Origin of the sequence: Vulcanisaeta distributa JCM 11217 (genome assembly GCF_001316005.1) — an archaeon.
In the GTDB taxonomy this organism is placed as follows: Archaea; Thermoproteota; Thermoprotei; order Thermoproteales; family Thermocladiaceae; genus Vulcanisaeta; species Vulcanisaeta distributa_B.
In genome coordinates this window covers 192,478-207,866 of sequence record NZ_BBBJ01000003.1, presented here as the reverse complement: position 1 = coordinate 207,866, position 15,389 = coordinate 192,478, and the positions used below count along the sequence as shown (strand labels likewise).

18 protein-coding genes, 1 tRNA gene and 3 pseudogenes are annotated in these 15,389 nt (G+C 44.6%); 12 read left to right on the top strand and 10 right to left on the bottom strand.

Annotation, left to right across the window (positions count from 1 at the left end; all coding sequences use genetic code 11):
* Window positions 1-119: 119 nt before the first annotated feature.
* Window positions 120-734 (bottom strand): hypothetical protein, encoded by a 615-nt coding sequence (locus JCM11217_RS04790; RefSeq protein WP_054842226.1) that lies wholly within the window; start codon window positions 732-734, stop codon window positions 120-122.
* A 340-nt stretch (window positions 735-1,074) separates the two neighbouring features.
* Here JCM11217_RS04790 and JCM11217_RS04785 point away from each other — a divergent pair, with 340 nt between their 5' ends.
* Entirely contained in the window at window positions 1,075-1,383 is a 309-nt protein-coding gene (locus JCM11217_RS04785) for an ATP-binding protein (RefSeq protein WP_243678375.1), read from the top strand.
* A 315-nt stretch (window positions 1,384-1,698) separates the two neighbouring features.
* Window positions 1,699-2,881: pseudogene (locus JCM11217_RS04780) on the top strand (NAD(P)/FAD-dependent oxidoreductase).
* Here JCM11217_RS04780 and JCM11217_RS04775 read toward each other — a convergent pair.
* Window positions 2,858-3,370: a GNAT family N-acetyltransferase gene (locus JCM11217_RS04775; protein ID WP_054842224.1), complete on the bottom strand. Its 513-nt coding sequence runs from the start codon at window positions 3,368-3,370 to the stop codon at window positions 2,858-2,860. The pseudogene JCM11217_RS04780 and the gene JCM11217_RS04775 sit on opposite strands and share 24 nt — an antisense overlap.
* Before the next feature lie 49 nt (window positions 3,371-3,419).
* Between JCM11217_RS04775 and JCM11217_RS04770 the strand changes: the two genes are divergently transcribed.
* From JCM11217_RS04770 to JCM11217_RS13895, 5 genes and pseudogenes are all read left to right on the top strand, one after another.
* Window positions 3,420-4,178 (top strand): metallophosphoesterase, encoded by a 759-nt coding sequence (locus JCM11217_RS04770; RefSeq protein ID WP_054842223.1) that lies wholly within the window; start codon window positions 3,420-3,422, stop codon window positions 4,176-4,178.
* Window positions 4,179-4,212: 34 nt separating this feature from the next.
* A complete protein-coding gene (locus JCM11217_RS13910) occupies window positions 4,213-4,431 on the top strand; it encodes a hypothetical protein (RefSeq protein ID WP_243678374.1) in 219 nt (72 codons plus the stop codon).
* A gap of 149 nt (window positions 4,432-4,580) precedes the next feature.
* Window positions 4,581-5,491 (top strand): annotated as a pseudogene (locus JCM11217_RS13905) (DUF2079 domain-containing protein).
* Window positions 5,492-5,505: 14 nt separating this feature from the next.
* Window positions 5,506-5,781 carry a hypothetical protein gene (locus JCM11217_RS13900; protein ID WP_243678373.1) on the top strand — a complete coding sequence of 92 codons (276 nt, stop codon included), beginning with the start codon at window positions 5,506-5,508 and terminating at the stop codon, window positions 5,779-5,781.
* An 8-nt stretch (window positions 5,782-5,789) separates the two neighbouring features.
* Window positions 5,790-6,047: a hypothetical protein gene (locus tag JCM11217_RS13895; RefSeq protein WP_243678372.1), complete on the top strand. Its 258-nt coding sequence runs from the start codon at window positions 5,790-5,792 to the stop codon at window positions 6,045-6,047.
* On the opposite strand, the gene JCM11217_RS04760 is transcribed toward JCM11217_RS13895, so the two are convergent.
* The 4 genes from JCM11217_RS04760 to JCM11217_RS04745 all read right to left on the bottom strand — a co-directional run bounded on the left by JCM11217_RS04760 (window position 6,044) and on the right by JCM11217_RS04745 (window position 8,637).
* On the bottom strand, window positions 6,044-6,370 hold the full coding sequence (locus tag JCM11217_RS04760) for an AbrB/MazE/SpoVT family DNA-binding domain-containing protein (RefSeq protein ID WP_054842222.1): 327 nt from the start codon (window positions 6,368-6,370) through the stop codon (window positions 6,044-6,046). The two genes, JCM11217_RS13895 and JCM11217_RS04760, sit on opposite strands and share 4 nt — an antisense overlap.
* A 64-nt stretch (window positions 6,371-6,434) precedes the next feature.
* Window positions 6,435-7,757 carry a hypothetical protein gene (locus tag JCM11217_RS04755; protein WP_243678371.1) on the bottom strand — a complete coding sequence of 441 codons (1,323 nt, stop codon included), beginning with the start codon at window positions 7,755-7,757 and terminating at the stop codon, window positions 6,435-6,437.
* A 216-nt stretch (window positions 7,758-7,973) separates the two neighbouring features.
* A tRNA-Thr gene (locus JCM11217_RS04750) sits at window positions 7,974-8,054 on the bottom strand.
* Window positions 8,055-8,082: 28 nt separating this feature from the next.
* Window positions 8,083-8,637: a DUF998 domain-containing protein gene (locus JCM11217_RS04745; RefSeq protein WP_243678370.1), complete on the bottom strand. Its 555-nt coding sequence runs from the start codon at window positions 8,635-8,637 to the stop codon at window positions 8,083-8,085.
* Between the two features lie 260 nt (window positions 8,638-8,897).
* On the opposite strand from JCM11217_RS04745, the gene JCM11217_RS04740 reads away from it, so the two are divergent.
* The 4 genes and pseudogenes from JCM11217_RS04740 (at window position 8,898) to JCM11217_RS13885 (ending at window position 11,451) form a co-directional block, all read left to right on the top strand.
* A complete protein-coding gene (locus tag JCM11217_RS04740; RefSeq protein ID WP_243678386.1) occupies window positions 8,898-9,809 on the top strand; it encodes a GTPase in 912 nt (303 codons plus the stop codon).
* A gap of 39 nt (window positions 9,810-9,848) precedes the next feature.
* Window positions 9,849-10,390, top strand: a pseudogene (locus JCM11217_RS04735) (LOG family protein).
* A 43-nt stretch (window positions 10,391-10,433) separates the two neighbouring features.
* Window positions 10,434-10,958 carry a PhoH family protein gene (locus JCM11217_RS13890; RefSeq protein ID WP_243678369.1) on the top strand — a complete coding sequence of 175 codons (525 nt, stop codon included), beginning with the start codon at window positions 10,434-10,436 and terminating at the stop codon, window positions 10,956-10,958.
* Window positions 10,933-11,451 carry a KH domain-containing protein gene (locus JCM11217_RS13885; RefSeq protein WP_243678368.1) on the top strand — a complete coding sequence of 173 codons (519 nt, stop codon included), beginning with the start codon at window positions 10,933-10,935 and terminating at the stop codon, window positions 11,449-11,451. The genes JCM11217_RS13890 and JCM11217_RS13885 overlap by 26 nt, the downstream gene beginning before the upstream one ends.
* A gap of 135 nt (window positions 11,452-11,586) precedes the next feature.
* On the opposite strand, the gene hxlB is transcribed toward JCM11217_RS13885, so the two are convergent.
* Window positions 11,587-12,201, bottom strand: a complete 615-nt coding sequence (gene hxlB / locus JCM11217_RS04725) for a 6-phospho-3-hexuloisomerase (protein WP_054842220.1) — start codon at window positions 12,199-12,201, stop codon at window positions 11,587-11,589.
* A 217-nt stretch (window positions 12,202-12,418) separates the two neighbouring features.
* Here hxlB and speD point away from each other — a divergent pair, with 217 nt between their 5' ends.
* Window positions 12,419-12,814, top strand: a complete 396-nt coding sequence (gene speD, locus JCM11217_RS04720; RefSeq protein WP_054842219.1) for an adenosylmethionine decarboxylase — start codon at window positions 12,419-12,421, stop codon at window positions 12,812-12,814.
* A 7-nt stretch (window positions 12,815-12,821) separates the two neighbouring features.
* Here speD and JCM11217_RS04715 read toward each other — a convergent pair whose 3' ends face one another.
* From JCM11217_RS04715 to JCM11217_RS13875, 3 genes are read right to left on the bottom strand one after another with little or no spacing between them, the layout of a single operon-like run.
* On the bottom strand, window positions 12,822-14,495 hold the full coding sequence (locus JCM11217_RS04715; RefSeq protein ID WP_243678367.1) for a DUF87 domain-containing protein: 1,674 nt from the start codon (window positions 14,493-14,495) through the stop codon (window positions 12,822-12,824).
* A gap of 2 nt (window positions 14,496-14,497) precedes the next feature.
* A complete protein-coding gene (locus JCM11217_RS13880; protein ID WP_243678366.1) occupies window positions 14,498-14,953 on the bottom strand; it encodes a hypothetical protein in 456 nt (151 codons plus the stop codon).
* Window positions 14,943-15,344, bottom strand: a complete 402-nt coding sequence (locus tag JCM11217_RS13875) for a hypothetical protein (RefSeq protein ID WP_243678365.1) — start codon at window positions 15,342-15,344, stop codon at window positions 14,943-14,945. The genes JCM11217_RS13880 and JCM11217_RS13875 overlap by 11 nt, the downstream gene beginning before the upstream one ends.
* Window positions 15,345-15,389 lie beyond the last annotated feature (45 nt).

The window sequence follows — 15,389 nt, the reverse complement described above, 5'->3', positions numbered from 1 at the left end:
ACCATCTATGCACATATAATTCCTCCCTGGCCACGTAATTAACCAGACAATGGCTTGCCACGTTTGGTTCGTACCCATCTCTGGATAGCCATCCTTGTGGATTGAGCCGTCGGTCAACATCAGCCGTACTGCATTGCCCTTAGCGTGTTTTCGCCGAATAGCTTGGGCGTGATAACGTTAAAGCCCTTGAGGCCAGTTATGTGTAGCATTACTGTTATACTACCCGACTTAGCCACCCTTACTACATCAATCGCCAGGCTCTCCGCGTATAGGTGCGCCACGAAGCTCCTGTCCTCATTAAATGGGTCACCGCTAATGACTACATCGGCTTCGCCCTTTCTCAACTCCTCAATCAGCTCCTCAAGCTCTCGCTTGTAGGTCTTTAACCACTTCTCGCGTGCTTTCTCGGCTAGTTTCAGCATTTTCTTTCCAGCTTTGAGCATTGTTTTCCTCAAGTTGGTTATGTTTTTGTCGTTGCTTTCGTTAATCCTCTCCTCAATCTTACTCAACCACTCACTCAGGGCATTGATTGTCTCATTGAATGGCGTGTTTGATTCGCTCAATAGCACGTTTCTATGCTTCTCGACTCGGTTTAGGAACTCATTGATTAGTTTCATTGTTTCTTCAACAACCCTTGGGTCGCTAACCTCCTCACCGCACCTCAGTCGTTTAGAGCCTCTTACCCTCACACCCCAGCAAATCCTCAAGCCATTAAGAGCCATGGAAACATCCATAGGACTAAAATAACAACCAAACTAATAAATCACTGCCGAGAAAGTGCTGAATAGGCTTAAGCATTTAATTGAAAGAGGGGGGGTCAATGAATTGGTTGTTAATGCACTTGACAAGCCACGCTTAAGCCAACGTAACAAGGTAATGAAATAGCCAAGCCCAAACCCACTCATTAACCCAGCCGATGATGGGCTTTACCCAAATGCTAGGCTCGTTGATAATGATCTTGGCGAGGTCTCAGAGACCTACGGGAGAGATTTCGCGAATCAACTCGGTATTGACTTAAGGGATGGCGAATTCGATAGGTACCTGAGCCGAGTCATTGATGGGTTGAAAAGTGGATTGGTGGTCTTGACAGGTCCTAAGGGTGTTGGTAAGTCCACACTGGCTTTGTATGGTATTTGGGAGTTGCTTAGAGGTGGTGGGTATTATGGTGTCGTTAGGCTTGAGGAGATTATTGATGATATTGCCGAGCTGGCTATTGAGAATTTCCTAGAGACTTACAAGAGGGACTTCATTAACAGCTTCGGCAAGCTGGTCCTCCTCTACGACCCATCTCCAACGACCGCATACGCAAGCCCAAACGTGAAAATCGAGGTTAGGAACGTCGAAAACACCGTGAAGCAGTTGATGAACGTAGCCACACTATGAGGGGCTGAACAGCCTAAGGGGCGCCAACGCAGGTAGAGGTAAGGCGCATCAACAGGAACCACACCAACAACAAAAGCAACAAGGACCAAAGCCCCCCCAACCCACAGAACAAAAATCTCCCAAACCCAGAACACAGAAAACAATATATACGTTGCCTGGCTGGCTGATGATGGTTTACTAACCATTAATGCCGTGGGTAATAAACTAATTGTCTCAAGATTGAGGAAGTGATATTTTAACTGAACTAGCGTTCCCCTTCTAAATGCCATTGACTTTGGGCGTTGTTTTATATTCACGTGGCTTAACCAAGCCCTGATGGGTATGTCCCGTAAAAAGGTGGTCATTGTCGGTGGTGGGATTGCTGGGTTAACAATCGCAAACACGCTGATTGAGAGGGCTAAGGACTTGGTTGAGGTTACCGTGATAACTAGGGATAGGCACTACGTGGGTGGACCCACGAGACCATTACTGCTAACTAATGAGGAGGAGTATGGAAGGATTATCAGGGGGGGTTATGAGGAGGTTGGGTTGAAGGGCGTTAATGTGATTACTGGTGACGTGGTTAGTATTGATCCGGGTAATAGGGTTGTTAATTATGCCGAGACCCTACTTGGTAATAAAGTAAGAAGCCTAGGCTATGACTACTTGGTACTGGCGCCTGGCGTGGTTTTTGATGGTTCATCAATAAACGGCTATGAGAAGTACTGGTACATGAATGCGAACGTTTACGACCCAGGCAGGGTTCATGTGCTTAAGAATAGGGTGTGGAGCATGAATGAGGGCACTGTGATTGTGTATGCACCAAAGGCACCTTATAGATGCGCCCCTGCACCGACAGAGACAGCATTGCTTATTCACACAATCCTTAAGTATAGGGGGGGTGTCAGGGATAAGGTCAGGATAATACACATTGATGCGAATGATAAGACACAGCCACCCGTAATCGCTGACGTTGTAAAGACTATTTATGATAAGGCTGGCATCGAATTAGTCACTAACCAGGAAATAATTGAGATGAGCGATAGGGAAGTCATTACGAAGAGTGGCGAGAGGTATAAGTACGACTTACTGGCAATGCTTGAACCTAACAGGGTCCCGTCATTCGTAAGGGATGCGGGCCTAGGCACTGATTGGGTTGAGATTAGATCACCAACAGACCTTAGAAGTCCTAAGTTCGATGATGTACTTGCCGCCGGCGATGCGGCGAAATTACCATATCCAAAGAATCAGGAGATTGCGTTTGAAAGCGCATTATTCGCCACCAATAAGATCCTAGAGGACCTGGGCAGCAATGAGCGGGTGTCCGTGCAGTACGCATTCGTTGGCTGGGCCTATGTCGGCAACATTGAGGGTAAGTTGGAGACTATAAGTGTTCAATTTGGCTTTGACTATACACAACAACCGCCGAAGCCGAGTAAGGACTGAGCCTAAGAGGGACTACACGATACAGAAGGATCGTTGGATGCAGACGTACCTAAGGAGGTTGTTTGGCTACTGAGCAGCATTTACGTATTAACGCCTCAAACTTATCATCCTCAAGTATCATTAGGTACGCATCCTCACCATCATTGTAGTAACTCCTTAATACGCCATTCACGTCAAAGCCAAGCTTCCTATAAAGTGTTATGGCTGGAGTGTTTGACACTCTAACCTCAAGTATCACGTGGTCAATGCCCCTCTCGGCCATCGAACATATCGATCTACACATGAGCGCACCACCAATGCCCATCCTCCTATAGTCCCTGAGGACCCCCCCCACGGATATTACGTGACCCCTACTACGGCCCTCTATGCATGATATTATGTAGCCCACGGGCTTACCATCCATGAACGCTATGTAGGAATAATTAGTGCAGTTTCTACATAACCAATTAATGAAGCCTAGGGTGTACTGCTCACTTGGCCTGAATATCTCCCTCTCGAGACCCACTATTATATCCATATCACTGTCTGGGTTGCATCTCCGTAATTCAAAACCGCCGTTCATTTACCTAGACCCAAAAAGTAATTTAATAATATGCTTTATCACTTATTAAATGGTCGCTAGGATACTCGCCACGGCAGACATTCACTCGCCAAAGTACTTCCCAAGGTTTAGGGAGGCTGTTAAGGACCTTGGCAAGTTCGACGCCATACTCATAGCTGGCGACTTAATGGAGGAGGGAAAAATTGAAGGATTGAAAATACTAATTAACGAACTAAAGAAACTAAGTGACACAATAATTGCTGTACCAGGTAATGAGGATTATGATGAGGTCATGCCGAGGGCCCGGGAACTCAATGTCGTTAAGTGGCTTGATGATGAAGTAATTAAATTAACAATAAATGATGTAACGCTCAGAATAATTGGTTCTAAGGGATCCCTGGAGAGACCAACAACATGGCAATTAAGGCACATACCCCACATAACGGATACGTATAGGCGCAGGGTTGAGTGGCTTAAGAGGACCATCAACTCATCGAGGGAATTAACAATCCTACTAATACACTACGCACCAACGTTTAAGACCCTCCAGGGTGAGGATCCGAGGATTTGGCCGAGTCTCGGGGGGGTTAGGGATTTGGAGAGCGTGATTTTTAGTAATAATGTTATCGCAATACACGGTCACGCCCATAACTCAGTGGTTAGGTGCATCAAGTCCGGCAACTCCTACATAATCAATGCTGCCTTCACAAACATTTGGAAACCAATAATACTTGAGGTTGGTAGTGACGGATTAAAGTCAATAAGCATTAATTGCCAGGAAATTAAGCATGAGGGTGGTGGATCATCAATACTTGATTTCATGAAGTAATTACTTAATAATTCCCTAACCATGACCTTAATAAATGAGGAAGCAGGTTAATGCTAGCAGCCTGGTGGTTTACCTCGGCATTGCGGTGTATATTACGATAATGTCATATTACATATTACTTAAGTACTTAACATTCCACACCCACGCCGCGGACCTTGGGATCTTCGCCCAGGCGTTGGCATCGACACTGTATTACCATAGGCTGTTTTATGAGAGTGTGGATGTGGCGATAATACCCAAGCCAGGCCTATAGGCTATAGCTTCCTGGACGTCCACTTCTCACCAACGCTATTCCTATTCCTGCCTATATATGCTGTGTACCCAAGCCCAGCCACGCTGCTTGTGCTCAGACAGTACTCATAGCTCTCGGGGGCATTACCGATTTATTGGCTAGGTAAGTACCTGGGCAGGGATTGGTTAGGGGTATTCTTCGCAATTATTTACCTCATGAACCCACTGGTCCAGGGCGTTAACTCCTTTGACTTTCACATGGAGGCTATATTCATGCCCCCCCTAGCCCTGTATTCAACGTACTTCTTAATAACGAGGAGGTGGAGGATTTACTACCCAATATTACTACTTACGCTTGGCACCATTGAGTTCGCACCGATACCCATGGCACTACTTGGCCTATACTACGTGATTACAAACATTAGGAGAAAGCGTGAATTAGCGCATGGTGTATTAACAATGGTAATATCAATAGCTGTTCTTCTAATCGCCCTATGATTAAGTCTTTACTTAATCCACTTGGCCCAACAACCACATCGCCGTTGTCAGGCTTACCTGAGCAGTACGCATCATCATTTAGCTTCGGCATATTAATATCGGTCATAAAGGACCCATTACTAATACCGAGGCTATACTCCGTATATGGCACGGAGAAATTCCTATACTTCCTCGAGCTCTATGCACCAACGGCGTTCACAGCCTTCCTAGACCCACTAGTCCTCCCATCGCTTGCATGGCCCCTTGCATCTTTTCTAACGAGTGACGTCATTTATTACAGCCCATTCTTTCAGTATAGTTCATTCTCAATACCATTCATAATAATGGCATCGATAATCGCCGTGTCGAAAGCACCTATTGAGCAGCAGAGGAGGTTAATGGCGTTAATACTGATCTCAACGTTAATAGTGCTCCTCGGCGTCAGCCCACTAATTCACTTTCAGTATCAACTGACTAGGGTTGATTACGAAATTTGGGACGCATTGAAGTTAATACCGAGCAACGCCACCGTGCTTGTTCAGAACAACCTATACCCGCCATTCTCAAACAACATAAACGCCTACACACAGTGTACCCATGGTTAAGGCCCGAGTACATAGTGGCCCAGCCAAATAGTCCCTGGTTCACCTGGTGGGGTACGCCATATAATGATTATGTAAATGCGGCGTTAATGGAGGGTTATGGGGGGGTCTATATGGTGATCGGGAATTCATTATTGGTCTTAAGGGCAAATTACACGGGTAAGCCAATAATATGCGAACCACTAACCCTAAATGTAACACCAAGCATGGTATCCATAATCAATGGACAAATAATAAACGGAGAAATAACCCACACACCAAGTGAAGCGCCTGGGGGGCTTGGTTCACGGTAAGTGAGGCATTGCCACCAGGTACGTATTACGTAACGATACGATATTCGTGGGTAGGCCCTAAATACTTAAGATCATTAAATGTAACCCTTGCATACCTACGAATCAACAGTTACACGGTAGACCTAACCACAGGCAATAACGAGACATCAATCACAATTTATAATAAGTACTATGGGAACATAACAATAACGGCATACGCAAACTACGTCGTGAACACAACCATATACATAAGGCAATTACTGATAAATGGGCCGATCTGCGGTTAGGATAGTCTGAAGGGCTTTATGTCTATTATCTCAACCTCATCACCAGGCCTAATGCCGTAGGCCTCCCTGACATCCCTGGGTATTGTGAACTGCCTAGAGTCGGTGTGCTTGGTCCTCAGCAGCTTAACGCCCTTAATAGTGATTGGTATGCCGTTGTAGGAGATGGTGATGACCGCGTACTTAAGCCCAGAAATACCCAGGACCCTCACGAGACTCGCGGGTATGAGGACTTGATTATTCAGGTAAACCCTAACCCTATACGGTAACTTAGTAACCCTATAACCTGGCGCACCACGCCTCTGCCTCAACTCCTGCCCATCCATTATAAAACCAGGTCCCAGGGAAGTATAAAAAATTAATGTTTAATAGAAAGAGAAAACCACCAAATCAACCTGACCAATGCACATCAAAACCATCATTACTCTCCACATAATTAACATAGGCCGAATTACTATAACCACCATTACCATAACCACTCATATCAACCTGATAAATCGTCACATTCAATAAGCGAATGAGTTGATTAAGTGAGAATTCCCTATTCATAGTGCTTACCGAGCAATTCATAAATTGAATATATGGATACCACTGAGGCAGTAAGTAATATTCACCATAATAACTATTTAGTGGTGCGTTGACTAGAAACTGAAAACCTTTAAACACGTAATTTGGCTCAACACCCAGGAGCGCCGTAATATAGTAATGGCCGGGAATAATAAATACACCATACCAATAACCCCGCACATGATCAATATGAATAGATATACCCGCATTAGAAAGATCCTTGTATGGCAATGACATGATAGGCTCAATAATATGACCAACAGAACCGCCTGACCAAAATATTGTGATTTCATTATCATACCATAACCAACCAACTTGCACGTAAGGCACACCCAAGCCGCTAAAACTATTGGCACAAACATTAGCCATAGAACCATTTGTTAATCCAACCCAAGCAGCAACTGCTTGGCTGTTTAATGGAGCCGTAGGTATTGGCATGACATCACTGGGTATATTCACTACGGCAGTGGCACCATCAATTATTGGAATATCAAAGGAACCTACGACACCAGCCCAGTTAACGGCATAACAAGAATTGGCTGCTGTAAGTCTCATACCTAGTATTGAAGAATTCCTAGGAACTACCTGTATTATCACTGAGCCATTTACTCCATTTATATCATTAATTGTGAAATTCACGAGAACGAGCCCAATCCCATTACTTTCATTTAAATCTACGATAAATATTATGGAGGATTTAGAATATATACGATCCCCCCCAACACGCACAACACTAATACTCAATGCTGGATACCAGGCAGTAATCACGTAATTGCCCAGGTAATTTTGAAGCACAGCATTCATATCATTTAACAATGGTATTAAGAGGGACGAATTCTTAAGACCAGGGTACCTACTTAATGCCATAGATTCACCACTTAGTATCACCGAATCATTGAGGAAGTCATAACTGGCATTAGCAATTAATGGAACATAGCCAAAATAACTATTGTTAATATCGACACTAACCATGTACACACACCCATACGGCATTTGAGAAGCATTAACACTAATCAACGTCGTAAAATTACCAACTAATTTAGAACCATAATAAATCAACACGGGTACATCGATGAAATATTGAGAAAAGTGTTCAGGGCATGAATAATTAGAAACAGAAATGCCCCCCCAAACCCCCCCACCCACACCAACTTTAGAACTCGCAGCAAAAACGTGAAATATTCAATACATATAAAACCACAAGGACGAACAAAATCAAAACAAGCAATGTCACCATCCAAACATTACGTAACCTAAACACACGCACAAAAACAAGCCAAACACAAAATTAAAAACATTAATCAATCAAGTAAACCACCGCAAATAAACCAGGAAAACGCATACCAAACCTAAAATCGATGTTGGAGCCCCCCCCGGCCGGGATTCGAACCCGGGACCTCCTCATTACCAGTGAGGCGCTCTACCAGGCTGAGCTACCGGGGCGAGTGTGTGTTTCCCCCCCTGAGGAATTTTAAGCTTTTTGTGATGGTTTTGGTTGTTGATAGTTCATTAGTTCTGCGCTAAAGGCTAAAGCCCAGATTAGGTTTGGGTATACTATCATTCTTTCCATCCCGCCTGGGCCTAGGCCTAGGTACATGTGCATTATGTATAGTATTAGGGCTATGAGGCTTATCGTGCCTAGTATTGGCCATAGTGCTCTCCCTGGGCTTCTTGATATCTTTATTGTTGGGTATGACGATATCGATGCGAATAGGAAGGCTATTAATGCGAAGATTAGGTGGAATGGGTGAATCGTCTCTGGGAATATGCCGACACCCATTGCGCCAATGCCCGTTAGGGCTATCGTTACCGCAAAGACCTTACTAAGTCCCCATATGAGGACAGCAGCAATTATTAGTAGGAGGCCCATGATTATTATTGAGGAGTTGAATATAATCGCCGTAGGCCCAACGCCAAGGTCACTAATGTAGTTCCTGGAAACGGAGTACCCTGGATAAAGAGCCTCGGCGATTAGCATTAGTAGTAGAAACTCGGCCACGCCAATGAATATTAGGAGCCCTGCCACGCTCAATTTGTTAATACTCATCATCATTAACTAATTATTATCGCCTATTAATTACTGTGGCTATTTAGGTTATGTATATTATTTGGTTAAACGTTTATTAAGGGGGCTTTGGTAATGGCGTTGGTCATTAACGTGATTAAGGCGCCCCCCCACGTACCAACTAGTGAGGAGTTGTGGAATGCGTGGTCGGTGTTTACTTTAGCCTTCAGGCCAGGAATCCAAGCATTGAACCCGGCATTGATAGGCTGAGGAGACTTGAGTTGAGAAGGGTTAGGGAGGTTAGGAAGTACCTGAGCGATGCCTTTCGCGATGTGGCCCTCGGGATGCCCTTTCTTGATTCCCTGCACCCATTCTATAGGGAATTGATTGAGTTAATGATTGATAGGGCCACGTACAAGCACTCTCTGGCGAAGGTTGGTCATGCTACGAAGGCTCTCTCATCGATTTATAAGGATGCCGTGATTGCCATAAGGTCCGCCACAACGAGTAATGACATAATTAGGGCTAGGAGGAACTTCCTGGCGAGAATTAAGGACTTACTCATGGACCTAAAGCCGGAGCTTGACTTCCTAAAGGGTGCAGCGGCTAAGCTCGATAAGTTACCGAACATAGACCCGAGCCTATTCACGATTGTGGTCTCCGGAATGCCCAATGTTGGGAAGAGTAGCTTCGTTAGGTGCGTAAGCAGCGGTAAGCCTAAGATCGCTGAGTACCCATTCACAACTAAGGAGCTTCATGTTGGTCATTTCACGGTTCTCAATGACGTGAAGGTCCAGGTAATAGATACGCCGGGTCTCCTTGATAGGCCATTAAGTGAGCGCAATAAGATTGAGCTTCAGGCAATACTGGCGCTGAAGTACTTGGCGAGGGTCATAATCTTCATACTGGACCCAACGAGTCACAGTGGTTACTCATTAACGGAACAGTTAAACCTGTTGAGAGAGATCCGAGGCAGTTTTAGTGGTACACCATTGCTATTACTTGTGAATAAGATTGACATTGCCACGGAGGATGAGGTGAATACGGCATTAAGTGGTGTGGCGGTTATTGATAAGTCAATACCCACGTTTAGGGTATCAACCATTAACTGTAATGGTTGTAGGGAAGTCATTAACTACGTAATTGATAACCACATAATACCGATGCTTAGAGAATCAATGAATAGTCGATGAGGATTAAGCATTATAAGCACTTAGTTCAGCGTAGTAGCGATGCAGATCGCCATAGCAGCCCATTCAAGCCCCCCCGTGGATCCTAAGACCGAGGCCATGGCCAGGGAATTCCTCAAGGAGCTTCATTCTCAATGCCCAACAGCCACACTACTGCTTGGTGGTTATTGGGGGGGTTCATGAAGACGATAATTGATGAGGCATTGAAACTAGGCTTTAGGATTGCCGTTGTGCTACCCCCCCTGGAGAGGTATGACGTTGAGTTGCCAAGTGGTGTTGTTAGGATTGATAGTGGGTGTGAGTTTAGGTGTAGGTCTGTCATAATGGTTAGGTCGAGTGACGTCCTCGTGGCGTTAGGCGGTGGTGCTGGAACGATAATAGAGGTGCTCCTAGCCTATGCAATGGGTAAGCCTGCATACGTGCTCGTTGGGACCAACCTAAGTAGTGATGCACTGCCCAAGGCCTTCCCTGAGTATGTTGATGATAGGAGAGTAATCAGAATTAGGTATTTTGACGATCCAGTTAAATTGGCTAGGGAGGTTTGCCGTGAGAGAATTACGCCCGTGAAGGCTACGTTTGGTTAGTCACGGGTAAGGATTTAAAAACCCATTAGTTAATCATGATTCGATGTCGTCATTACTAGATAAAATTAAGCCAATGAGTATCGGACAGGAGAGATTCCTAAATGCACTTAAGGATTCGAGGAATGAGATAGTGGGCGTCTTCGGACCAACGGGTACTGGCAAGAGCCTAATATCATGCGTTTACGGCATATCCTCAGTACTTGCAGGGACCTATAAGCGATTCATAATTGCTAGGCCCGTGGTTGACGTGAGCACGGGTAAGTCATTAACGCCTGAGGAGCTTGGTGACCTGTACTATAAAATCGCCTCCGCGTATCTTGAGGATATTCTTGAGGGGGGGTTAATGGATAGGGAGGAGATAACCAAGCTTCTCCAGGAGGGTAAGGTAATGGTCACCGACGTGTCCTACCTAAGGGGGGGTAGGACTTTTGATGACTCATTAATATTCCTAGATGATGCCCAGAGCACCCAGCCTGAGAATGCTGCAGAGATTCTCATGAGGATTGGTAGGAATTCACGATTGATAATTGCGGGGGGACCCAGTGCTCCAGAGACCACTTGGTGTTGAGAAGGATGGCGCAACACTGCTCAGGGAGGTTCTACTTAATGAGGAAAATGCGGTGGTTGTGGACCTGGGCCTTAAGGACATCGTTAGACCTGGCGCCAAGAGGGGTGTTAAGGTTTCCTTCGAGTTGAGGATGAGGAAGAGGGAATTGAGTAATACGGAGAGGCAGATACTCGACTTGATAAGGGTTCACGCACCCGACGCTGATGTGGTTACGGTGATTGAGTTTAAGCAGGAGAAGGAGAACCTAGGCATTAAGAGCGAGAATGTGCCTGACGCATTAATAATAGCTAAGGAGGGTCATCTCGGCAGGGTGGTTGGTAAGGGTGGTGAGAGGATTAAGGCTATTGAGGGTGAGAGTAACCTGAGGGTTAGGACCGTGGAGATGAACCTAAACTTCAAGGAGTGGATTAGGGCACTTCACCCAGTGGGTTGGATTGGTAAGCACATCGTTGATGTAGACTTCGCCGGCCCCCGAGCTAATGGTCACAGTTAAGAAGAACGCCTTCGGCGCTTCGTTGGGCAGAAGGGCGTTTACGTTAGGCTTATTGATAGGGTGTTTAAGCGCCTCATAAATGTTGGCATTAGGGCTATGGAAAGTGAGGAGTGAGGGGGGGCTTAGGTTTTAAGCTTAGGGTACCTCAATATTCGCATGCCTACTCTTTATCTCATCCTCCGTCTTCTTAAGCCTATGCATTAATTCTGCAATAATCGCATCGAGGAGTACCATGGCGGTATCCTCAAAGAGCGTACCCAATGGCGCCAGAGGCTCATGAAGACCGAGTATCTGCCTGGCAAAGTAATCATCCATCTTAGCCACCTTAGTCCTACCAGGTACCTGAACAATTAAGTCAGCATAATTAGCCAGTGGTGAGTCCCTATAACTCGTTATCGCGACAACCCTAGCCCTCATCTTCTTAGCCGCCTCAGCCGCAGCCACGACCATAGTTGTAGTACCACTACCGGAAATGGCAACCACGAGGTCACCATCACCAACGCTAGGCGTTATTGTTTCACCAAGCACGTATGACCTAAATCCAAGGTGCATCAACCTCATTGCGAACGCCCTACCCACGAGCCCTGACCTACCTGCACCAACAACGAGGACCTTCTTATCATCATTATAAACATTTATTAAGGCATCCACGAATAATTCGACCTCCTTCATATTAATAATATTGAGAGCATTTAAAATAAAATTTCCAATCTCTACATACGCACTCTTAAAATAATCTAGTCCTTCCATTCAACAGAGAATTACACTTGAAGTATTTAATACTTATCCTCCAATGATCTAAACCGTATACCTCGCTATTTCAAGGTAATACCGCTAATTTTAGGGGGGGATATGTTTATATAGGGGGGGTTGGGTACGCATTACTCAAAAAACGTTCAATATTGGGGGGGAAGATGACGACCCAAACCCTAATAGAACTGGGGGGGGCAGGGAAAGGAATGCATTAGTGTATGGGGGGGTACACGTATATGGAAATCTATATGGCTGCAATAGAGAATTACTTAAGGATGAAATATACCTACTGAAAATAGTCAAAGAGGCAGCCGACATAGCCGGTGCGCTTGTTGTGTCAACCTTCTACTACAAGTTTGGAGTTAATGGTGGAATATCCGTAGTAGCCATAGTTGCCGAGAGCCACATATCAATCCACACCTGGCCTGAGCATGAGTATGCCACGGTAGACGTATACACCTGCGGTAACCATACAAACCCAATGTCAGCCTTCGAATACATAGCCAAGAGCTTAAATGCAAAGAAGGTAGAGGTCTTCGTATCTGACCGGTCATACTACGCCAATAATAACGTTAATAATAATGAGAATGGCGGTGGGAACGTGAGTTGAATGCTACTTATTCAACCCTCCCCCCCTCAAAATCATCGATTAATTTTTCCATTATTAATTCCCTAGGAATATAAAGATAAGCTAGTTTAATTGGCTTAGGTCGACCCTGACGCAGTACTAAAGCCCTGAATTGCCCGCTTAATAACCATGCAGCATCGTCATTATCAATGCCGCCTATACTCGATACTACGTGAGACACATATTGAGAGTTTCCAGACAATATAATGGTGTTACCGATATTTCCCAGGATACCCTCATTAAGAACATCAAGTGGTGGTTGCATTAAAGCAAACAATGCCACGCCAAACTTCCTCAACTCCCTAAACATCCTCTCCACTGAGTCATCAACGCCAAGCACCCTGTACTCACTTGGTAGCCTAAGTACGTTATGAGCCTCATCAATTATTACAAGGTACCTCAACGGACATGGTGGATTAGGGCATTCAGAAATCGCCTTCTTACCAATGGAAAGAAGTATGAGTAATGCTAAGTACCTAATTAATTCATTGCTTAGTATTGACCTCATTACAAAGATTGCATCGCCATTAAGCAGGTCATACACATTAAGCAAAGCATTACTACTTAAGCCATTGTAGTAATTAATAATTGGTGCAAGTGCATTGTATAAGTTGTAATACGCCTCCCTCAGTATTAAATCGCTTGATAACTCCCTAAGTCTTCTCATTAATTCATCAATGCTTGAAATACCATCAACACCGATACCTGCCATACGCAGTAATGCACCCTCAGTACCTATTGAGAGTAGGGGATTGGAGAGTCGTATTGACTCAATTAGTATAGAAGATTCATTCACTATTATTTTATTCCTGCTCAAATCGATTGTTTTGGCATTAATTAACCTACTAAGGACTTCCGTATGTCCATGAGGATCTATTATCACCAACTTAACCTTATTACCTAACCTCCGCTTAACCTGATAGGCAATGCTCATGGCTAGTGTGGTCTTACCTGCACCCGTCGGACCAATGATTAATACGTGAGGGCTTAAGCCACTGAATGACCAATAAATATCCCTATTATTAACGTCCCTACCTATTACGGCGAGACCACGTCTCTCATTAATTAACTGAAATGAGAATGGCGTTAGTACTGCCAGGTTTAGTTCCATGGACCATACACGACCATGATTAGTAGCAAGTATCTTTGATATTGGTACTGATGGTATCCACCTCCACCTAAATGATGAGTCAAACCTGGCAGTACTCGCCAGGTAAAGTGAGTAGACATCTTCACCCTGCTGGATCCTCCTTAGCGTGACCTCAAAGTCCTTGTAGCTGAGGAAGTACTTGATGTGCCTAAACATTAGGAATTTCCCATAAGCTCTGCTGGCGGTGCTCTTAATCCAATCCCTCAACTCATCATTACTCGAGACCACCAACAAGATGCTTGCATGGGCACGAGAGATCCTACTTCTAAGGCTTAATGTCTCGGCTCTAATCATCGTATTATCCATGGTCATCATAGCCCTTAGGTCACGGACAACCTCATTACTAAACCCAACATTAATTACAGACCTCCTCCTTGAGAAATCACTAATAGAATATACAATGTATAGTACTGGGAATGCAAGGAATACGTAGGCTGAAGATACTATGAGAAGGGGGGGAATTGGCAATAGAACAAGTGGAAGCCTAATCAGCGATCTACGCTTAACGCTCATCCTCAGGCATTAGCCAACTCGAAGCCGTTGATTCTGGTAACCTTAATATTCAATCTCTCAAGCTCGGTAACCAACTCCTGCGAGACGCTCTTATCAACGCCAATAATATAATCATTACTCGATATTAAAGCAATAACCTTATACTTAGAGAATAGGTGAATTAATACGCGAGCCCTAGTCAAGGCCTCCTCAAATGCAGAATCAAACGTATAAGCCACACTCAAAACCCTGAGGCCAATTAATTTTCTGCCATTCACCGTAATCCCCGTTAAGTCGATTCCTGCGGATTCAACGGGATCGCCACCATTAATGAATAACCTGACTTGCTCCCTAAGCTCAATTAAGTCCTTAATAAGTATGAGCGGTATTAACGTGTTAATAATGACTAAGTAAACCCTATGGTCGATGACATAGGTAATTACCGCGATAATAACCGCAATCACTAACTTACTCCTCACCAATAATCACCTGGGAAAGCAACTTGAAGTATTCAGGATCCTTCCTAGCCGCTAATTCAATAATGGACCTAATATCATAACCCAACTTCCTACCCAACTCAATGACTTGGGGGGGGATCAATACGGGGGGGTTTAGTGCGCGACCGAATCTCCTAATCATTACGTTGACGTAATCCTCATCATTAATGTTCCTGAGTAATTTCCTATAAATTATGTCCGAGGCTATTAAGTAATTGCTCCCTGAATTATCCATTATGTACGCCTTAACGGTAATGCCGTTATTATGATAGTAAAACTCAAGGGGGGGTTTCAATTTAATGATGGCGTCTCCATCGATACCCAGTAAATCCGCTGCCTCAACGGCGGACTTACCACTTAGCTTAAAAATCACATAGTGCCCCCCCACTATGTCAAGTACATTTCTCTTAATGTCGAG